The organism is Marinobacter shengliensis, from assembly GCF_003007715.1.
Taxonomy (GTDB): domain Bacteria; phylum Pseudomonadota; class Gammaproteobacteria; order Pseudomonadales; family Oleiphilaceae; genus Marinobacter; species Marinobacter shengliensis.
This window is the reverse complement of the sequence record NZ_PXNO01000019.1, coordinates 317,273-337,282: the sequence shown is the minus strand read 5'-3', so window position 1 is coordinate 337,282 and position 20,010 is coordinate 317,273. Positions and strand designations below refer to the sequence as shown.

The window sequence follows — 20,010 nt, the reverse complement described above, 5'->3', positions numbered from 1 at the left end:
AAACCTGAATTACTGTCCGGCATCATCGCCGGTGAGTGAACGTTAAAACGATGAGAGGGTGAACACAATGAATCTGAAGCACTTCGCAGTTGCTGGTCTGTTTGCGCTGGGCGCAGCCGCTCCGTTTGCGGCTGTTGCGGGCGATGCCGCTGCTGGCAAAGCCAAAGCTGCAGTCTGCGCCGCCTGCCACGGGCAAAACGGTATCTCCCAGATCCCGATGTACCCGAACCTGGCCGGTCAGAAAGAACAGTATTTGGTTGCTTCCATGAAGGCTTACAAGAACGGCCAGCGCCAGGGTGGTCAGGCTCCGGTGATGCAGGGTCAGGCTACTGGCCTGAGCGATGAAGACATCGCCAACCTGGCAGCCTACTACGCCAGCCTGCCGGCTGACGGCGGCAAGTAAGACTTTCTGCTCTGAAAGTGGTGCGGCTCAGGCCGCACCACTGACAATCCGGTAGCAGGGCCGATAGGCCGACGTGCCGGGCAGTTTCATCCGGTTCTGCTCCACAAACTGCTCCAGCATGGCCTCCAGGGGCCGGATTAGCGTCGGATCACCGGCGATCTCAAACGGACCCTTCTCCTGGATCTGCCGGATACCACTCTCTTTGACGTTCCCCGCCACAATGCCGCTGAAGGCCTTGCGCAGATTCGCTGCCAGCAGATGCACCGGCTGGTCTCGGTGCAGCTCCAGTGCCCGCATGTTGTCGTGATTCGGTTCAAACGGTAACTGGAACACCGGGTCGATCTTCAGCATCCAGTTGAAATAATAGGCATCCTGCATCGCGCGCCGGAAGGTTTCCACGTCTTTCATGCCCTGCTTCATGGTTTGTGCCACTCGGCCAGGGTCATCAATGATGATCTCGTATTTGTTGGCCGCCTCGTCGCCCAGGGCATTGCGGATGAACTTGTCGATCATCTCGAAGTATTCGGCATTCTCCTTGCGCCCGGTGAAGACGACCGGGAAGGGCAGGTCGGCGTTGTCCGGGTGTAGCAGGATGCCCAGCAGGTACAGAATTTCTTCCGCAGTACCTACGCCACCTGGGAACACGATCACGCCGTGGCCGCAGCGGACAAAGGCCTCCAGGCGTTTTTCAATGTCTGGCATGATCACCAGCTCATTCACAATCGGGTTTGGGGCTTCGGCACCGATAATGCCTGGTTCGGTAATGCCGATGTAGCGGCCGTTCTTCACCCGTTGCTTGGCGTGGCCGATGGTGGCCCCCTTCATCGGCCCCTTCATGGCTCCCGGCCCGCAGCCGGTGCAGATGCTGAGCCCGCGCAGGCCGAGTTGATGGCCTACGTCTTTGCTGTACTGGTACTCATCGTGGCTGATGGAGTGGCCACCCCAGCACACTACCAGATCTGGCTGGCGACCGGCCTCCAGCACCCGGGCGTTGCGTAGGATATGGAACACCAGGTTGGTGATGTCTTCCGGGTTGTCCCGGCGGAACCCCGCGACAGTGTTGGGAATGGAGTGGCTGTACACAATGTCCCGCAGCACCGAAAACAGGTGCTCACGGATTGCCCGCAGCATTTCGCCATCCACGAAAGCGTGGCCGGGCGCGTTGATCAATTCCAGCTTCAGGCCGCGGGGCTGGGGCACCAGGCGAACATCGAAATCGGCATGGGCCTCCATCAATTCCTTACAGTCGTCGGTTTCAACGCCGGTGTTGAGCACGGCCAGGGCGCACTGGCGGAACAGACGGTACAAACCACCCTCGCTCTTGTCCTTGAGCCGATTGACCTCGTGGTTGGAGAGGATTTCGAGGCTGCCCTCCGGGGAAACCAGGGCATTCATGGTGGATTCGGTCATCGTTGATGGAGCTCCTGATGGTTTCGGCAATGACGGATTTTGAGCCACTCTGGCAAAAGGGTACACTAAGGCCTTTCTGCTTATTACGCTACCCGACGTTATTCCGATCAAAGACTTTTTTATGAAACTGCTTATTCGTCCCGCCCCGGAAGTGGCCATCAAGAGTAAACCCGTTCGCCAGCAGCAAATGCGCCAGTTGCGGCAGAATATTCGTAAGTTGCTGTCCCGGCTGGACCCTGAGATTCGGGTGGACGGCAGTTGGGACCGGGTGGATGTGGAGGTTCCCGATGACCGCAGCCTGGAGGGCCCGGTGATCGATGAGCTGACCCGTATACCGGGTATTTCGACCATCCAGGAAATCGGCGTCTTTCCCTTTGTCGACATGGACGACGTCGGCGAAAAGGCGGTGCAGGCCTACGCAGACCGCCTTGCGGGCAAAACCTTCGCCGTGCGGGCCCGGCGCCATGGCAGTCATTCGTTCCGGTCCATTGATCTTGAACGCTCAGTGGGTGCCGCATTGCTCCAGGCTTCGAACGCCCGGGGAGTTGACCTGAAGAATCCGGACCTGGAAGTGCGGATTGAGCTCAATGAGGAACAGTTCCATATCGCCCATCGCCGCCATGAGGGCCTTGGGGGCTATCCTCTGGGTACCGTGGAAACGGTGATGACCTTGGTGTCTGGCGGTTATGACTCCTCTGTTGCTGCCTACCTGATGATGCGCCGAGGTATCCGCAGCCACTTCCTGTTCTTCAATCTGGGCGGCACCGCCCATGAGGTGGGGGTGCGCCAGGTGGTGCATTACCTTTGGCAGCGGTATGGGGCCTCCCATGGCGTGAAGTTTATTTCGGTACCCTTTGAAGGTGTGGTGGCCGAGATCATGCAGTCAGTGAATCACCGGCATTGGGGTGTGGTACTTAAGCGCCAGATGCTCAAAGCCGCGGCGGAAATTGCCCGGGATTATACGGCTACCGGCCTGGTGATGGGCGATGCCGTCGCCCAGGTGTCCAGCCAGACCCTGACCAACCTGAACGTGGTTGACCGGGCCAGTGACGAAGTGGTGTTGCGCCCGCTGATTGCCATGGACAAGCAGGAAATCATCCGCATTGCCAAAGAAATTGGCACCGAGCCCTTCGCCCGGACCATGCCGGAGTACTGCGGGGTTATTTCCAGCAAGCCGGTTACCCGCGCCAAGCTGCACCGGGTTGAGGAAGAAGAAGCCAACATGAACCCGGAGGTGCTGGCGCAGGCCATTGCCAATCAGCAGGGCACCATGGTGAGCCAGTTGCTGGATACCATCACCACACCGGAAGAAGTGGAGTTGGTGCAGACCCCTGCGGTGGAAGACGTGATCATCGATGTACGGCACCCGTCGGAGGAAGAACGTTCACCGCTGACACTGACCAACAATGAAATCCTGAAAATTCCGTTCTACGAACTCAACCAGCAGATGTCTGATCTGCCGGCCAACCGCCAGTACCTGCTGTACTGCGACCGGGGCACCATGAGCCGGATGCACGCCGGTCACCTGAAGGCGGAAGGACATGGCAATGTGAAGGTTTACACGCCTGCGGCCTGAGTCAGCCCGCCAACCCCTTGAAAAACTGCTGGACATTCTCGCTGAGGGTGTCCAGGTCATACCCGCCTTCCTGCACCACCAGCGTCGGCAGGCCCAGCTGGCGGATGTGGGTGCTTAATCTGCAGAAGCCCTCGGATGTTACCGAGACCTTGGCCTGCGGGTCGTTCTTGTAGATATCAAAGCCCAGGGTCAGGATCAGCGCATCGGGCTGGTAAAGCCGAATGGCTGCCAGGGCTTCATCCAGCTTGCCGAAGAAGTCATCTTCGCTGGAGCCATGGGGCATCGGAAGGTTGATGTTGTAGCCATAGCCTTCGCCTTCACCACGTTCATCTTCGAAACCACTGACCACCGGATAGAAATTGGTGGGGTCGCCGTGAATGGAGATGTACAGCACGTCGCTGCGGTCGTAGAAAATCTCCTGAATACCCTGGCCGTGGTGCATATCGGTATCCAGGATGACGGTGCGCGGGAACCGGCTCTTCATGTGTTCAGCGGCAATCGCCGCGTTGTTCAGATAACAGAACCCCCCGGCCGCGTCTTTCCGGGCATGGTGGCCTGGTGGGCGACACACCGCATAGGAGGTGCGTTCCCCCGCAATCAGGGCATCCGCCGCGCCCAGGGCGGTCTGGGCCGACCAGTAGGCCGCTTTCCAGGTGTTCTCGCCAATCGGGCAACTGCCATCCGCCAGATAACAGGCGGCCTCGGCCAGTATGCCGCGCATGGCATTGGGCGAGCGCACAAAGATATTGGACATCACCTCATCGCCCCAGTCCTCGTTTTCCATCCATCGACGATGGGCAGACTCCAGGAAACGAAGATAACCCAGGTCGTGCACCTTCGAAATGGGCGCCGCGCCCTGATCGGCCGGCTGAAGAACCGGAATCCCCATCGCCTTCAAGCCTTCCAGCATCTGGCTGGTGCGGTCGGGAACCTCCTGAGGCTGACGCATCTGGCCACGGGTGAAATACGTTTTGGGAATATGCAGATCCTGCGCCGGATGAAAAAATGCCTTCATTGAACCGCCTCCTCGGGAGTCTGGAAATACTCTTCCGAGTATAGGCAGTGACACTGAGGGGTCAACGAATCGCCGGCCGCGTTTTTTACACGCTGCCTTTACAGGCCGGCGATCAGCATCCACTATGAAAGACGTTCCAATACACCCGCGCCCCGTCGCACCCGGGCGCACCCAGGTTATTGAAGAGGAGCCGAAATGATCGAGTCACCACTGCTGAAAAACCTGACAGGCTACATCGGTGGGCGCTGGACCGACAGTGCTGGCGGCAACACCTTTGATGTGTTCAATCCAGCCACCGGCGAAGTGGTTGCCAAAGTGCCGTCCATGTCAGAGCAGGATGTGCTGGATGCCGTCGAGGCAGGCAAGTCTGCGCTCCGGCTCACCAACCCCTGGCCCATCGAGACCCGGCGCAAGTGGCTGGAAGACATTCGCGATGGTTTGAAAGAACATCGCGAGGAAATTGGCCGAATCCTGTGCATGGAGCACGGCAAGCCGTTGAAGGAAGCCCAGGGCGAGGTGGACTACGCTGCGGGTTTCTTCGATTACTGTGCCAAACACGTCAATGCCCTGGATGCCCATACCATCCCGGAGAAGCCCAAGGATTGCACCTGGACCGTGCATTACCGGCCCGTTGGCGTGACCGGCCTGATCGTACCCTGGAATTTTCCCATTGGCATGATTGCCAAAAAGCTCTCGGCTGCCCTGGCGGCCGGCTGCCCGTCTGTGATCAAGCCGGCCAGTGAAACACCGCTGACGATGGTGGCCTTCTTCAGCGTGATGGACAAGCTCGGGTTGCCGGATGGCATGGTCAATCTGGTTATGGGCAAGGCCAGCATGATCGGCAAGGTGCTGTGCGAGCACAAAGATGTGCCGATGCTCAGCTTTACCGGTTCCACCGAAGTGGGGCGCCGGTTGATTCTCGATACGGCGGAGCAGGTGAAAAAACTGGCGCTGGAGCTGGGCGGTAATGCACCGTTTATCGTCTTTGACGACGCCGACCTGGACGCCGCTGCTGACAACCTGATCGCCAACAAATTCCGTGGTGGCGGCCAGACCTGCGTGTGCGCCAACCGGATTTTCGTGCATGAAAAGGTCGCGGAAGCTTTTGGCCAGAAGCTGGCTGAGCGGGTTAACAAGATGACCGTTGGCGATGGCATGAAAGACGGGGTCGACATTGGCCCGCTGGTTAACCAGGCCGGTTTCGACAAGGTCAAACGCCACCTTGAAGATGCCCTAGAGAAAGGCGGCAAGCTGGTGGCCGGCAAGCAGCCGGCGGAGTTGGGCAAGGGTCTGTTTTTCCCGCCCACCGTGGTCATGGGCGTCAATCGGGACATGTGTTGTTATCAGGAAGAAACCTTCGGCCCATTGGTGCCCATGGCGCTGTTCCGTACTGAGGAAGAAGTCATCGATGCCGGTAATGACACCGAGTTCGGCCTGGCGTCCTACGTGTTCACCGCCGATGCCGAGCGTGCCCAGCGGGTCGCCGCTGGCCTGCGCTTTGGCCACGTTGGCTGGAACACTGGAACCGGCCCCACGCCGGAAGCGCCTTTTGGTGGTATGAAAGCCTCCGGTATTGGCCGTGAAGGTGGTCTGGAAGGCCTGTTTGAGTTTGTGGAAGCGCAGACGGTGCCCAGAGGTTTCTGATCATCAACCTCAAAACGGCAAAAAGGCGAGCCTCGGCTCGCCTTTTTGCATTTCAGAGCCGGAGCTCAGGGCGTCAGGATCACCTTGACGCTGTCATCCACATCGGCGGAGTCGATGTAACCAATGGCACCGGGCGTGGAAGCGACCTGGGCTTTCATGGCGGAGGCATTGCCCGCTTCTTCCGGCGGTTGGCCACGGCCGGTGAACACCTGCTGAGACCAGAAGGCTTTCAGCTGGGCATCGTTACGGCCGGTGACCTTGCTGTGGAACTCGGCGCGGGTAGCGTCGCCTTCCGGCAGCTCGAAGGGGTTGGCACTTTGGCCATCCGGTAGCGCCTGACTGCGGTTCAGGTACAGATCACGAACTTGATTGGAACTGATGCTGTCCGGGCCACTCGGGTGACCAATAATCACCACATCTGCCAAGGCGAGGGGGCTGGCCATCAAGCAGGCCGCTAACAACAGGCTAAGCTTCTTCATGGGGCCTCCTTAAAACGCTGAGTCGATTTTCAGGGTGTAGACGTTGGTGCTGCTGGCGTTGCTTTCCAGCATGTAGGCGGTGTTCAGATTGCCAAAGCCCTTATCGAGCCCACGAACGTGGGTGATGTCTGCTTTGATGGCTACGCCCGGGGTGATGTCCCAGCGAGTACCAACGCTGTATTCATTGCGCTGGTAGTTGAGGATCGACTCCGGCACCACGCCAGGAATAAAGGCACCCGTGCGCTCGTTATCGTCCTTGCTCTCTGTCCAGCCTGTTGCAACATACGGCGTCCAGCTGCCGAAACGGTGACCAACAGACAAGTAAGCGGAGTCGGTATCGGCGAACTTGCCATCGACTTCTACCCGCGTGACTTCACCGATGATCTGCCAGCTGCCGTTGTCATAGCTCGCGCCCAGACCATAGAAGTTCCCTCGATCGCCGTCGGCGAGTTGGGTGATCCCAGCCGGTAATGTAATGCCGCTCTGTGCCGCCAGCGCGCCCAGTCGTGTCGCATCAATATCGGCTTCAGCCGTTGCAGCAACGCCCCGGATGGTCCATACATAGTCGGTCCAGGTCAGGTTCATGCCTGCGATGTTGCGCAGCTGAACGTCGCCGGAATTGCCATCTTCATCGGTAAAGCCGGTAAAGCCGGTCGCGGTCAACGAGGAGTTGTCGAAATTCAGGTTGTAGCTGGCATCGGCACCCACGTAACTGGTCACTGCAATCGGGCCATACACCGCCTGGGGTGGCCTGGCCCAGGGCTGGGCGTAGCCAACTTCCAGAGAATCCGAGTACATGAAGAACGGAATACGCATCTTGCCGGCACGCAGTTGCAGGTTGTTGGTCGGGCGGTGGCTCAGGTAGGCCCACTCGACTTCTGGCTCCCAATCATCGGCGCCACGGCCAACCAGCTGCATCACAATCTGGCTTTTCTGGGTAACGTCAAAGGTACCCTGAAGTGCAAACAGGCTCAGGTCTTTGACTTCGGATTCTTCGGTGATACCAGCGTAGCCAGCGTCGTTACTCGCACGTGCGTAGCCGGTGCTGAAAAAGCCGTTAAACCGGACGCCGGTGTTGCGGGCCGAATTCAACTGCTGCTGCATGGCGTTCAGCTGTTGCTGCATGCGCTCCAGGGTTTGCTCGGTGTCTTGTGCCATGGCGGGTGCGGCGGTGATCGCCAACGCCAGGGGCGCGACGGAGAACAGTCTCTTCATCAGGTACATCCTAGTCTTTGGTTAGGTATTAAACGCGGAACTGGCCGGCAACGCTCTGCAATCCATTACTGACGTCCTGGATCTTGCGGCTGACGTTGTCCAGCTCATCGGTGCTTTCCATCACCGCCTCGGCGTTGCGATGCATATCGCCCATGTGGCCGGTGACTTCGCTGAAGGTGGTGCTCTGCTCATAGGTGGCAGCAGCGATTTGTTCGTTCAGCTCGCTGATCTGCTGAACGTTTTCAAGGATCTTGCTCAGGACCTCGCCGGACTCAGTGGTGGCATCGACGCCCTCACGGGCCATTTCCACGCTGCCCTTCATGGAGGTAACGGCGTTACCTGACAACTTCGACAACTCGGAAATCACCTGCTGGATTTCTTCGGTTGCTTTGTGGGTGCGCACGGCCAGTCCCCGTACTTCGTCTGCCACCACGGCAAAACCTCGGCCGTGCTCGCCGGCTCGGGCAGCTTCGATGGCGGCATTCAGTGCCAGCAGGTTGGTTTGTTCAGCGACGGTTTGAATCGTTTCCAGCAGCCCGCCTACCTTCACGGAGAATTCGTCAAACTGGTTTACCAGGCCTGCAGTCTTTTCGATTTCTGCCATCAATTCCCGGATGGTGCTGATATTGCTGTTGACCTTTTGCTGACCGGCAGTGGCAAATTTTGCAGCGTCTTGAGTCTGGTCAGACGCGGACGAGGCAAAGCCCGCCACTTCTTCAACGCTCTTGACCAGTTCTTCAACGGAGTTTCGGGTTGAGGAGATGGCTTGGGCCTGCTGGCTGATGCGCCCCAGGTTGGTCCGGCTGGTGCCGGCGAGGTGCGAGGCAACACTGTTAAGTTCACCAATATCCTGCTGGATCGTTGCGAAAGACCCGTGAAGTTTCTCAACGAACTTGTTGAATTGGTTCACCAGTGCCCGGAGTTCGTCCTTGCCCTCGTAATGAATACGGGAGGTAAGGTCTCCTTCGCCTGAGGCCATGTTGCGCAGAGAGCTGATGATCTGGTTCAGGCTGCTTGAGATCGAGCGGCCAATAATCAGGCTCAGGGTGACCAGGGCAATCAATGCCACCACCAGAATGACCAGTGACACGGTGCCAGCCTCACTGGAGGCGGCCGTGGTGTTGTCAATGGCCTGGATCAGTCGGGTTTCCATGGCGCTGCGCATGGAGTCCAGGTCATTCCGCAGTTTTTCCAGGCGATTGGCGTTGGCGGAGGCGTCCCGGCCGATGCGGTTGAAGTCGGCGGTGCCCTCAATAATGGCCGTGGCGATGCGCGTCGCATTGCCGTAATAGGTCTCCAGGTCTCGGCTCAGGCTGGTTGCCTGTTGGCTCAAATCCGGATTGAGCGAGGCGATCTTGCGAAGATTGGCTGCAATCTCATCTTTCTGGTCGCTGGTAGCGGCCAGTTGTTGGTCATCCCCGGTGGTGACTGCACTGTTGATCTGAGTCTCGATCAGCTGCAAATGACCCTGATTGATCGTGGACAGTTCAAGCGACGGGTACAGCTGGTCCCGTACTTCGGTCAACCGCTCGGAGTTGCTTCGTTCGGTGATAATCGAAAACGTCTGGCTGACCACAAAGGCGGTAACGGCAACCACAACCAGCAGGGCCAGTTTGTGAGAAATTTTGAGTGATGAGAGCATGTTGTCAGTCCCTGTCGGTCAGTCCTAAGACTTTAGTCGGCCGGCATTCTAGGTTGTTTTTTGAACGCCTGACACAGAATTAATGTGTCAGTGTGTTAAAGGGTGTATCGGCTGAAACGCCACTCTCTTGAAGGTTACTCATTGAAATTTCAGGTGGTATACCCGTTTTTAGGTAGGATCTCAGGACAAAGGACGTAGTTGATCAGGCCTGATACAATGCCCTGTAAATTTAAACAGTGATGAAGTCTATCTCCATGGATGTCTCCCACATTATCGACCCCCTGAACGACGCCCAGCGCGAGGCCGTTACCGCCCAGAACGATCACCTGCTGGTGCTGGCCGGCGCGGGCAGTGGTAAAACCCGTGTACTGGTGCACCGGATTGCCTGGCTGATGACGGTAGACCGGGTGCCGCCCACCGGTATCCTGGCGGTGACCTTTACCAACAAGGCCGCCAAGGAGATGCGCTACCGCATCGAAGAGATGATGAGTATTCCCTCCCGCGGGTTATGGTTCGGCACCTTTCACGGCATTGCCCACCGTTTGCTGCGCTCTCACTGGAAAGACGCCGGCCTGCCGGAGAATTTTCAGGTGCTGGACAGCGACGACCAGCTGCGCATGATCAAGCGAGTGATGCGGGAGTTTCAGATTGATGAAAGCCAGTGGCCGCCCAAACAGGCCCAGTGGTTCATCAACAGCCAGAAAGACGAAGGCCTGCGCGCGGACCACATCCAGGAAAATCCCGGCGACCACTTCACCAGCACCATGCTCAAGATCTACCGTCAATATGAAAAGCTCTGCCAGCAGGGCGGCCTGGTGGATTTTGGTGAGCTGCTGCTGCGCTCCCACGAACTGTGGTTGCATCGGCCGGAATTGCTGAAGCATTACCAGCAGCGTTTCCAGCACATTCTGGTGGACGAGTTCCAGGACACCAACACCATTCAATACGCCTGGTTGCAGGTGCTGGCCAGTAACCGCGTTCCGCTGACCGTGGTGGGTGATGACGACCAGTCCATCTACGGCTGGCGTGGCGCCAAGATCGAGAACATACAGCAGTACCAGCGGGACTTTCCCAATGCCCGGCTGGTCAGACTGGAGCAGAACTACCGATCCACCCAGATGATCCTGAAGGCCGCCAACTCGGTGATCGCCAACAACCAGGGCCGTTTGGGCAAGGAATTGTGGACCGACGGCCCGGATGGCGAGCCCATCAGCCTGTACGCCGCGTTCAACGAGCAGGATGAAGCCAACTACATCGCCGATTCCATCAATGCCTGGGTTAACGACGGCAATCTGCGCAGCGAATCCGCCATCCTGTATCGCTCCAATGCGCAATCCCGTGTGCTGGAAGAGGCGCTGATGCGCCAGGGTATTCCTTACCGGGTATACGGCGGCCTGCGCTTCTATGATCGCCAGGAAATCCGCAACGCCCTGGCATACTTGCGCCTGGTGCAGTACCACCGGGACGACGCCGCCTTTGAACGGGTAGTAAACATTCCCACCCGGGGCATCGGAGCCAAGAGCCTGGCGGAATTGCGGGAATACGCCACCGAGCAAGGCATTTCCCTGTGGGAATCCGCCGAGCGCCTACTGGCGGCGGGCCAGGTCAAGGGCCGGGCGAAAACCGGTTTGCAGTCGTTTATGGAGATCATCAACGGCTTGTCTGAAATGGTTGGTGAGGCGTCATTGCAGGGCCTGATGAAACAGGCCATCGAAGCCAGTGGCCTGAAGGACTACCACGCCAGCGAAAAAGGTGAGAAGGGCCAGGCGAGGGTAGAGAACCTGGAAGAGCTAGTGAACGCGCTGTCGGATTTCGAGGTGGAAGACGGTGTCGACCCGCTGGGGGAGTTCATCGCCCAGGCAGCACTGGATGCGGGCGAGGCCCAGGCCGATGTCCATGAAGACAGCGTGCAGTTGATGACTCTGCACTCGGCCAAGGGCCTGGAATTCCCGCTGGTGTTCCTGGCGGGTGTGGAGGAAGGTTTGTTCCCTCACAGCATGTCGCTGGAAGAGCCGGGGCGCATGGAAGAGGAGCGTCGGCTGGCCTATGTGGGCATTACCCGGGCGATGAAAAAGCTGGTGCTTACTTACGCGGAATCCCGCCGTTTGTACGGGCAGGAGAAGTTCCATGCGTTGTCGCGGTTTGTGCGGGAGATTCCGGCGGATTGCCTGCAGGAAGTGCGGTTGCGCAATACGGTGACGCGCCCGGCGATGGTCGGTCGTCCGAATGAGAGCATGTTCAGCCAGGATTCGGCCCAGCAGTCCGGTTTCAGCCTCGGCCAGCGCGTTCGTCATCCGAAGTTTGGTGAGGGCATCGTGATGAACTCCGAGGGGACCGGGCACCATACTCGCGTGCAGGTGAACTTTGATGAGGGGGCCAAGTGGCTGGTGTTGGCTTATGCTCCGTTGGAAGCCTGCTAGTTCAGGAGTGTCGCACAGGGTTGGGTAGGCCTTTCCAAAACACGCTCCTTCGGCACATCCATGTGACGCTTGGGCTCCGCCATCCATGGCTCCGCACAGTTTTGGAAAGGCCTACCCAACCCTGCGCCCCAAGCAATGTGTTGGCCGCCGTTACATCAGAACCGCGTAAATCACACCCGCCAATGCGATGCGGTAGAGAACATAGGGCCACATGCCTACCTTGTTCAACCACTTCAGGAAGAAATGGATGGCGGTAATCGCCATGACAAAGGCCGTTACACCACCTACCAGAAATCCGGTCCAGTCCACGGTAATATCAGACGTCGCAGCCTCCAGAAGCTTCACCGCCGAAGCCAGTGCCGTAATCGGAATCGCCAGCAGAAAGGAAAACCGGGACGCCGTCTGTCGGCTCATGCCCAGCAGCAGACCGGCGGTGATGGTGGCGCCGGAGCGGGAGGTGCCGGGGATGAGGGCCAGGGCCTGTGCGCAGCCTACCAGCAGGGCATCCTTCCAGGTCAGCGAATCCAGGGTCCGGCCTTTGTTCGGGCGCCAGTCGGCCCAGCCCAGGAGCAGACCAAAGATCAGCGTCGTGAAGAAAATCACTTCCACCGCCCGCAGCTCGTTGTCGATCATGTCCAGCAAGGCCAGCCCCGCCAGGCCAGCGGGGATGGTGCCGATCACTAGGAACCAGGCCATATTGCCTTGGCCAATCATCTGGCGTTTACTCAGGGATAACAGCCCATCCCGGGTGATGGCGAACACGTCTTTGCGGAAGTACAGCACGACCGCCAACAGGGTGCCTACGTGCACGGCCAGGTCAAAGCCGACGCCCTGGTCAGTCCATTCGAAAAAGGCCGGGATCAGTATCAGGTGGCCGGAGCTGGAGATGGGGAGAAACTCTGTCAGCCCCTGAAGAATGCCGAGAAAAAACGCCTGAAAGAAATCCATGTTGTCCTGTCCGTTTGCTGGGAGAGGCCCCTCCCGGTTTGCCAGCGGGCGATAGTATCAGGCGCGGGCGGGGCTGAACAGGCAGTTGAGATTACCCGCAGGACAGGCGTCCTCGCGGGTAAGTTTCCGTTTTCTCAGGCAGGGAAGTGGCTACGGGTCTTATTGGCAATGCGTACCAGCATCAGCATCAAGGGCACTTCCACCAGCACGCCCACCACGGTCGCCAGCGCGGCACCGGACTGCAAGCCGAACAGCGCTATGGCGGCGGCCACCGCCAGTTCAAAGAAGTTGCTGGCACCGATCATGGCGCCGGGTGCAGCAATACAGTGGCGTACCTTCCACAATTTTGCCCAGCCGTAGGCAATAAAGAAGATCAGCACGGTCTGGATGATCAGCGGCACGGCAATCAGGGCAATGTGCAGCGGGTTTTCCAGAATAACCTCGCCCTGGAACGCGAACAGCAGTACCAGTGTGACGATCAGGGCCGCCGGAGTCACCGGGCCGAGCCGTTTCATGAACACCTCGTCGTACCAGCGCTGGCCTTGGCGTGCGATCAGGGTTAGGCGGGTCAGGTAGCCGGCGGTGAGCGGAATCACGATGTACAACACGACTGAGAGAATGACCGTATCCCAGGGCACCTGGATGTCAGAAATACCCAGCAGGAACACGACAATCGGCGCAAAGGCAAACAGCATGATGATGTCGTTCAAGGACACCTGTACCAGGGTGTAGGCGGCGTCACCACGGGTCAGGTAACTCCAGACAAACACCATGGCAGTGCACGGAGCGGCACCCAGCAGGATAGCGCCGGCCAGGTATTCGCTCGCCAGCTCGGGGGCAATGAATGGCTCGAACACCACTATCAGGAAGAACCAGGCGATGGCAAACATGGTGAAAGGCTTGATCAGCCAGTTCACCGTAGTGGTGATAGCCAGCCCCTTGGGCTCTTTGCGCACCCCGACAATGGCGATGAAATCAATCTGGGCCATCATTGGGAAGATCATTGCCCAGATCAGGATAGCGATGGGGATGGATACCTGTGCGTATTCAAACCGGGACAGGGTTTCCGGCACGGAGGGCGCCAGTTGGCCCAGGGCTACGCCGACAACAATCGCCAGGGCTACCCAGACAGACAGGTAGCGCTCGAAAACACCCATGTCGCTGGATGAGGCTTCCGCGGCCAGTTCGTTACTGCTCATTGCACTTCCTTAAATGGAACGTTGGTTCACGCGCTTGGACAATTGTTCTGCACTTTCCCTGCGCTCGGAATAACGATCGGTCAGATAGTCGCTGCGGTCCTGCCGTACTGGGCTGACTGGGGTTTCATGATTCCGGTTTCGTCCTTTACGACATCATCTTGTCACACTATTATGCATAAAATTAGATATTCGTAAAAACGTATATTTGGGGATGTGGATATGAAGCGCCGAGTTCTGTTTATCTGTACCGCAAACAGTGCCCGTTCCATCATGGCAGAGGCCTTGCTGCGGCACATGGCCGGAGACCAGTTTGAAGTGGCCAGCGCCGGCACCCAGCCCACAGAGCCGCATCCGCTGGCGCTGCAGGTATTGTCCGAGGCCGGTATTGCCACCGAAGGGCTGTTTAGCAAACAGCTGGCTGAGCTGAAGGGCCAGTACTGGGACTACGTGATCACCCTGTGTGAAAAAGCTGCCCGGGAATGCACCGCAGCGTGCCAGGGTGCCCAGCAGATTGCCTGGGACTTTCCGGACCCGGCAGAGACCAATCGCCACGCCACCTTTGCCCTGACGTTGAAAGAACTGAAGGAGCGCCTTGGCCTGTTTACCCTGGTGCACCAGAAAGAAACCGGCCTGAAACCCGCCGACTACAGCCCGGTTGCGATCTTCAAGGCCATGGCCGACGACCTGCGCCTGGCCGCGCTGTTACTGATCAAGGATCAGGAAAAACTGTGCGTATGTGAGCTGACCGAAGCCTTCGAGGTGTCGCAACCAAAAGTCAGCCGCCACCTGGCGAGCCTGCGGGATGCCGGGCTTCTGGAAACCGAGCGTCGTGGCCAATGGGTCTATTATTACCTTAACCCCCGGCTACCGGCCTGGGTGGCGAGGGTTCTGGATGAGACCGCTCTGAGTAACGGGGCGTTGATCGAGCGCCCCCTGGCGCAATTGCAGGCCATGGCGGATCGCCCGGTTGTACAGTGCCCCTGATCACTTAATAAGTTTACGGATTGCGAAGGTCGCAAGGAGATCACGATGAGCAAGATCAAAGTAGGTATCAACGGATTTGGACGCATTGGCCGGCTGGCGCTGCGGGCTGCCTGGGGCTGGCCGGAACTGGAGTTCGTTGCCATCAATGACCCGGGAGCAGACGCGGCAAGCCTCGCGCACCTGCTGAATTTCGACAGTGTCCACGGCCGCTGGAGCCATGAAGCCAGTGCCGATGGCGACGACATGGTGATTGAAGGACAGCGCCTGCGCGTTACCCGAAACCGGGCCATTTCGGACACCGACTGGTCGGGCTGTGATCTGGTGATTGAAGCCAGCGGCGTGAACAAGAAAGTCGAGGTTTTGCAGGCCTACCTGGACCAGGGGGTGAAGCGGGTGGTCGTCACCGCGCCGGTAAAGGAAGCGGGCGCCAAGAACATTGTGATGGGGGTGAACGAACACATCTTCGACCCGGCCACCGATCGGATTATCACCGCGGCCTCTTGCACCACCAACTGCCTGGCCCCGGTGGTTAAAGTGATCCATGAGAAATTGGGCATCAAGCACGGTTCCATCACCACCATTCACAGCCTGACCAACACCCAGACCATCATCGATGCGCCCCACAAGGATCTGCGCCGGGCCCGGGCCTGTGGCAGTTCACTGATTCCCACCAGTACCGGTTCCGCCACCGCGATTATCGAGATCTTTCCGGAGCTCAAGGGCCGGCTGGACGGCCACGCGGTGCGGATTCCGCTCACCAACGCGTCACTGACCGACTGTGTTTTCGAAGTGGAAAAGCCCACAGACGTGGAGGCGGTTAACAGGCTGCTGAAAGAAGCCGCCGAGGGAGAGCTGAAAGACATCCTGGGCTATGAAGAGCGTCCATTGGTGTCCATCGATTACAAAACCGATCCCCGTTCATCCATCGTTGATGCGCTGTCCACGTTGGTTATCAACGGCACCCAGGTAAAGGTCTACGCCTGGTACGACAACGAGTGGGGTTATGCCAACCGTACCGCCGAGCTGGCGCGCAAGGTGGGCCTGGCCTGATATGAATGCCGCCATTCGCCAGTACCTGGTCATCACCGGCAACTACTGGGCCTTCACCCTCACGGATGGAGCCCTGCGGATGCTGGTGGTACTGCATTTCCACCAGCTGGGTTACTCACCCCTGGAAATTGCCCTGCTGTTCATCTTCTACGAGTTCTTCGGGGTGGTAACCAACCTGGTGGGCGGTTATCTGGGGGCCCGTATGGGCCTGAACCGCACCATGAACATCGGGCTGTTCCTGCAGATTGTGGCCCTGGCCATGCTGGCGGTGCCGGCGGCCATGCTGACCGTGCCCTGGGTGATGGCGGCACAGGCGTTGTCCGGCATTGCCAAAGACCTGAACAAAATGTCCGCCAAGAGTGGCATCAAGTTGCTGGTGCCGGATGAGCAACAGGGCACCTTGTACAAGTGGGTGGCCATTCTCACCGGCTCCAAGAACACCCTTAAAGGGGTAGGTTTCTTCCTGGGTGGCGTGCTGCTAATGGCGGCCGGCTTTACAGGTGCCGTGGTGATCATGGCGGTGGCTCTGGGGCTGGTATGGCTGGCCAGCCTGTTCCTGCTCAAACAGGAGCTGGGCAAGAGCAAGGCCAAGCCCAAGTTCAGTGAAATACTGTCCAAGAGTCGGGCCATCAACGTGCTGTCTGCCGCGCGGATGTTCCTGTTTGGTGCCCGGGACGTGTGGTTTGTGGTGGCGTTGCCGGTGTACCTGCACACCGTATTTGGCTGGGACCACTGGAAAGTGGGCGGCTTTATGGCCAGCTGGATCATCGGCTATGGCTTTATCCAGACCATAGCCCCCAGGATTACCGGCAATATGGAAGGCAAGAAACCGGCGGTACTCTGGGCGGCGTTTCTGGCGCTTATTCCGGCAGCCATTGCCAGTGGCCTGATGGCGGGCTGGTCGCCACAGGTGGTCATTGTCGGGGGCTTGTTGCTGTTCGGCGTGCTGTTTGCCATCAACTCCTCCCTGCACAGCTACCTGATCGTCAGCTACGCCCGGGGCGATGGCGTCTCACTGGATGTGGGGTTCTATTACATGTCCAACGCTGCCGGCCGGTTGTTAGGTACCATCCTGTCCGGTTGGGTGTATCAGGTGTATGGGTTGGAGGCCTGTTTGTGGATTTCGGCGGGGCTGGTTGCTATGGCGGCTTCGCTATCAATGCTGCTGCCTGAGCGGCGACAGGTGATGGCCTGAGCGGGTACTAAAAACGTACCACCAGGCCAGCACTGGCTTCTACCTGCAGGTATCCGCTGCTGCGGAACTTGAGCTCACATCCCCCGGAGCAGAACACCGAGCCACCGGAATCCAGGGCGGTGTAGACACCCCGCAGGTCCAGTCGCAGGCGCAATTGTTCACTCAGGAAAAACTGGTAGCCGCCGCCGAGCGACAGGGCGGCTCGGTGGTGGGTGTCGTAACTGGAATCGTCCGGCTCTAGCCGGGTAACGCCCAGCACGCCGGAGACAAACCCGCCATAGGTTTTACCGCCCGGAAAGTAGAGCCCGCCAAACTGCAGCTGGTAGATGGTCAGGTCGATGGACCGGGTGCCCGGTGCGAATAACCCGTTGTCCAGCCTGGCCGAGGTGCTTTGTCGGCCAAAGTAGAGCTCGCCCTGTTTGCCGGCTTCCGGCAGGTCAAAGTTGACCACCAGCCCATGGCTGACGGAATCGCGAAAGCGGATCTGGTCATCGGTGCTGGCGCCGGCCGTCTCGATATCCACCGAGCCACCCATGCGATAACCGGCAAACGGTGACAAACCGATGTCTGCCGCTGCCGGTGATGAGGCCAGCGCCAGAGTGAGTGTGACAGCGGTGAGGGTTCGAATGTTCATGGGCGCCGATACTCTGCGGTGGGTTACTGGCAAGATGGTGTGCAATGGTGTAACCATTACAGATTCGGCAGACCCTGCCAATAGGGCTGAACAAACCGTGTAAAAGGGAGGTGTTATGTCTGAACCCCAAGTGGTTGTGATTACCGGTGCCAACCGTGGCATTGGCCTGGAACTGGCCCGGCATTACGCGCGGGAGGGCTGTGAGGTGATCGGCGTATGCCGGCAGTCCTCGGACGAGCTGGCCGCGGTTGCGAATCAGGTGATTGACGGGGTGGATGTCACCACCGATGCCGGTATTGACGCACTCAAAACCGGCCTTGCTGACAAGTCCATCAGCCTGCTGATCAACAACGCCGGGCTGTTGCAGGATGAGCAGCTGGGCAGTATCGATTTCGATTCCATCCGCACTCAGATGGAAATCAACGCCTACGCACCCCTGCGGGTCACCGAAGCTCTGGTGCCGCAAATCCGTGAAGGCGGCAAGATCGCCAACATCACCAGCCGCATGGGTTCCATTGCCGACAACGACTCCGGCGGCCGCTACGGCTATCGTGCCTCCAAGGCGGCCCTCAACGCTTTTGGCAAATCACTGGCAGTAGACCTGAAACCACGGGGCATTGCGGTGGCTCAGTTGCATCCCGGTTATGTGAAGACCCGAATGGTGAATTTTGGTGGTTTGATCACTCCGGAAGAGTCCGCCAAAGGGCTGGCCGAGCGCATTGCCAACCTGAACCTGGAGAACTCCGGTTCGTTCTGGCACAGCAACGGTGAGGAACTGCCCTGGTGATCCGGTTTTGACGGGCCTGTTGCTGGATCAGGTCAGCGTTGGTGCCCTTACCGGGGTGTCACTGGCGGTACCCGCTGGCCGGGTAGTCTGTGTGTCCGGGCCATCCGGCAGTGGTAAAAGTCGGTTATTGCGGGCAGCGGCAGACCTGGAACCCCACGGTGGAGAGATTTCCCTGAATGGCGCCAGCCAGGGCGCGGTGCCGGCCCATCAGTGGCGACGCCAGGTGGTGATGGTGCCGGCGGACAGTCAGTGGTGGTTTGACGAGGTGAGTGCCCACTTTCCCGAAGGGGCTGGCGAACGGCTGCCTGCCGCTTTGGGGTTCCCTGCGGACGTGATGGCCTGGTCGGTCAGCCGGCTGTCATCCGGTGAACGGCAGCGGCTGGCATTGTGGCGGGCATTGGCCCTTAAGCCACAGGCGCTGTTGCTGGATGAGCCGACGGCGAATCTTGATGGCGACAGCACCCTCAACATTGAAAACTGGCTGCTGGACGAGATTCACCGCCAGCAGATTGCAACTTTATGGGTAGCCCACGACCCGGCCCAGATTCGCCGCGTGGCGGATGCCCACTATCGGATTCGCGGAACGGCACTGGAGCCCGAACATGGAAGTGATTGATCTGGCCTGGTGGAAGCTGGGGCTGGCGGCGCTGCTCATCCTGGCGTTGGCATTAACCAGTCATATGGCCCGGCTGGGTGTGTCCCGCAGTCTGTTGATTGCCACTGTCCGCACGGTTATCCAGCTGGCCCTGATTGGGCTGGTACTGGAAGCGCTCTTTGCCTCTTCGGCGTTCTACTGGATTGCCCTGCTGGCGCTGATCATGCTGTTGGTGGCTGGCCGGGAGGTGGTGGCGCGCCAGGGCCGGCGCCTGCGTGGCTGGTGGGCGTTTGGCATCGGTACCGGGGCCATGTTTGTGTCCTCTTTTACTGTGACGGTGCTTGCGCTGACGGTGGTGATAGGCCCCGACCCCTGGTATGCGCCCCAGTACGCCATTCCGTTGCTGGGAATGATGCTGGGCAACACCATGACCGGTGTCAGCCTGGCCCTGGATCGCCTGAATGACTCGGTGTGGCGCCAGCGGGCAGTGATCGAGAACCGGCTAATGTTGGGCCAGACCTGGCAGCAGGCGTTGGAGGATATCCGCCGGGACGCCATGCGCAGTGGCATGATGCCGTCCATCAACGCCATGGCTGCGGCCGGGATTGTCAGCCTGCCGGGCATGATGACCGGTCAGATTCTGGCGGGCAGCCCACCGGCGGTGGCGGTGAAATACCAGATTCTGGTGATGCTGATCATTACCGCCGGCACCGGTTTTGGAGCCGTCATGGCGGTGGGCTGGGGTGGTCGCCGGCTGTTCGATGAGCGGGAGCGGCTGCGGCTGGATCGTTTGATAGAATCCTGACCGGGCACC

The 20,010-nt window shown here is 59.1% G+C and carries 18 protein-coding genes and 1 pseudogene; 10 read left to right on the top strand and 9 right to left on the bottom strand.

Annotation, left to right across the window (positions count from 1 at the left end; all coding sequences use genetic code 11):
• The first annotated feature begins 67 nt into the window (after positions 1–67).
• A complete protein-coding gene (locus C7H10_RS05285) occupies positions 68–403 on the top strand; it encodes a c-type cytochrome (RefSeq protein ID WP_061330892.1) in 336 nt (111 codons plus the stop codon).
• Between the two features lie 27 nt (positions 404–430).
• On the opposite strand, the gene ppnN is transcribed toward C7H10_RS05285, so the two are convergent.
• Positions 431–1,813: a nucleotide 5'-monophosphate nucleosidase PpnN gene (gene ppnN / locus C7H10_RS05280; protein WP_072676079.1), complete on the bottom strand. Its 1,383-nt coding sequence runs from the start codon at positions 1,811–1,813 to the stop codon at positions 431–433.
• A gap of 121 nt (positions 1,814–1,934) precedes the next feature.
• Here ppnN and thiI point away from each other — a divergent pair, with 121 nt between their 5' ends.
• Positions 1,935–3,389 carry a tRNA uracil 4-sulfurtransferase ThiI gene (gene thiI / locus C7H10_RS05275; RefSeq protein ID WP_106694026.1) on the top strand — a complete coding sequence of 485 codons (1,455 nt, stop codon included), beginning with the start codon at positions 1,935–1,937 and terminating at the stop codon, positions 3,387–3,389.
• 1 nt (position 3,390) lies between these two features.
• Here the strand turns inward: thiI and C7H10_RS05270 are convergent, their stop codons facing one another.
• Positions 3,391–4,404 carry a histone deacetylase family protein gene (locus C7H10_RS05270; RefSeq protein WP_106694025.1) on the bottom strand — a complete coding sequence of 338 codons (1,014 nt, stop codon included), beginning with the start codon at positions 4,402–4,404 and terminating at the stop codon, positions 3,391–3,393.
• Between the two features lie 195 nt (positions 4,405–4,599).
• Here C7H10_RS05270 and C7H10_RS05265 point away from each other — a divergent pair, with 195 nt between their 5' ends.
• On the top strand, positions 4,600–6,048 hold the full coding sequence (locus C7H10_RS05265; RefSeq protein ID WP_061330888.1) for an NAD-dependent succinate-semialdehyde dehydrogenase: 1,449 nt from the start codon (positions 4,600–4,602) through the stop codon (positions 6,046–6,048).
• A gap of 65 nt (positions 6,049–6,113) precedes the next feature.
• Here C7H10_RS05265 and C7H10_RS05260 read toward each other — a convergent pair whose 3' ends face one another.
• From C7H10_RS05260 to C7H10_RS05250, 3 genes are read right to left on the bottom strand one after another with little or no spacing between them, the layout of a single operon-like run.
• Positions 6,114–6,527: a substrate-binding domain-containing protein gene (locus C7H10_RS05260; RefSeq protein ID WP_061330887.1), complete on the bottom strand. Its 414-nt coding sequence runs from the start codon at positions 6,525–6,527 to the stop codon at positions 6,114–6,116.
• A 9-nt stretch (positions 6,528–6,536) separates the two neighbouring features.
• Positions 6,537–7,742, bottom strand: coding sequence for a hypothetical protein (locus C7H10_RS05255; RefSeq protein WP_106694083.1), 1,206 nt, complete (start codon positions 7,740–7,742; stop codon positions 6,537–6,539).
• A 28-nt stretch (positions 7,743–7,770) separates the two neighbouring features.
• Positions 7,771–9,384: a methyl-accepting chemotaxis protein gene (locus tag C7H10_RS05250; RefSeq protein ID WP_167392878.1), complete on the bottom strand. Its 1,614-nt coding sequence runs from the start codon at positions 9,382–9,384 to the stop codon at positions 7,771–7,773.
• Between the two features lie 254 nt (positions 9,385–9,638).
• Between C7H10_RS05250 and uvrD the strand changes: the two genes are divergently transcribed.
• Positions 9,639–11,804 carry a DNA helicase II gene (uvrD, locus tag C7H10_RS05245; RefSeq protein WP_106694024.1) on the top strand — a complete coding sequence of 722 codons (2,166 nt, stop codon included), beginning with the start codon at positions 9,639–9,641 and terminating at the stop codon, positions 11,802–11,804.
• A 150-nt stretch (positions 11,805–11,954) separates the two neighbouring features.
• On the opposite strand, the gene C7H10_RS05240 is transcribed toward uvrD, so the two are convergent.
• The 3 genes and pseudogenes from C7H10_RS05240 to C7H10_RS19465 all read right to left on the bottom strand — a co-directional run.
• On the bottom strand, positions 11,955–12,752 hold the full coding sequence (locus C7H10_RS05240) for an undecaprenyl-diphosphate phosphatase (RefSeq protein ID WP_106694023.1): 798 nt from the start codon (positions 12,750–12,752) through the stop codon (positions 11,955–11,957).
• A 134-nt stretch (positions 12,753–12,886) separates the two neighbouring features.
• Entirely contained in the window at positions 12,887–13,951 is a 1,065-nt protein-coding gene (gene arsB, locus C7H10_RS05235; RefSeq protein ID WP_106694022.1) for an ACR3 family arsenite efflux transporter, read from the bottom strand.
• Between the two features lie 9 nt (positions 13,952–13,960).
• A pseudogene (locus C7H10_RS19465) lies at positions 13,961–14,053 on the bottom strand (arsenical resistance protein ArsH); the annotation flags it as partial.
• Positions 14,054–14,170: 117 nt separating this feature from the next.
• On the opposite strand from C7H10_RS19465, the gene C7H10_RS05230 reads away from it, so the two are divergent.
• Genes C7H10_RS05230 through arsJ form a run of 3 tightly spaced genes read left to right on the top strand, consistent with a single transcriptional unit; the run spans position 14,171 to position 17,180 of the window.
• Positions 14,171–14,935, top strand: a complete 765-nt coding sequence (locus C7H10_RS05230; protein ID WP_106694021.1) for a metalloregulator ArsR/SmtB family transcription factor — start codon at positions 14,171–14,173, stop codon at positions 14,933–14,935.
• Positions 14,936–14,980: 45 nt separating this feature from the next.
• Positions 14,981–15,985 (top strand): ArsJ-associated glyceraldehyde-3-phosphate dehydrogenase, encoded by a 1,005-nt coding sequence (locus C7H10_RS05225; protein ID WP_106694020.1) that lies wholly within the window; start codon positions 14,981–14,983, stop codon positions 15,983–15,985.
• Position 15,986: 1 nt separating this feature from the next.
• Positions 15,987–17,180: an organoarsenical effux MFS transporter ArsJ gene (gene arsJ / locus C7H10_RS05220; protein WP_106694019.1), complete on the top strand. Its 1,194-nt coding sequence runs from the start codon at positions 15,987–15,989 to the stop codon at positions 17,178–17,180.
• Between the two features lie 7 nt (positions 17,181–17,187).
• On the opposite strand, the gene C7H10_RS05215 is transcribed toward arsJ, so the two are convergent.
• A complete protein-coding gene (locus C7H10_RS05215) occupies positions 17,188–17,814 on the bottom strand; it encodes an outer membrane beta-barrel protein (RefSeq protein WP_058091567.1) in 627 nt (208 codons plus the stop codon).
• A gap of 115 nt (positions 17,815–17,929) precedes the next feature.
• On the opposite strand from C7H10_RS05215, the gene C7H10_RS05210 reads away from it, so the two are divergent.
• From C7H10_RS05210 to C7H10_RS05200, 3 genes are read left to right on the top strand one after another with little or no spacing between them, the layout of a single operon-like run.
• Positions 17,930–18,601: an SDR family oxidoreductase gene (locus C7H10_RS05210; protein WP_106694018.1), complete on the top strand. Its 672-nt coding sequence runs from the start codon at positions 17,930–17,932 to the stop codon at positions 18,599–18,601.
• 7 nt (positions 18,602–18,608) lie between these two features.
• The gene (locus tag C7H10_RS05205) at positions 18,609–19,217 is read left to right on the top strand and encodes an ABC transporter ATP-binding protein (RefSeq protein ID WP_106694017.1); all 609 of its coding nucleotides are present in this window, start codon (positions 18,609–18,611) and stop codon (positions 19,215–19,217) included.
• Positions 19,204–20,001: an ABC transporter permease gene (locus tag C7H10_RS05200; RefSeq protein WP_106694016.1), complete on the top strand. Its 798-nt coding sequence runs from the start codon at positions 19,204–19,206 to the stop codon at positions 19,999–20,001. The genes C7H10_RS05205 and C7H10_RS05200 overlap by 14 nt, the downstream gene beginning before the upstream one ends.
• Positions 20,002–20,010 lie beyond the last annotated feature (9 nt).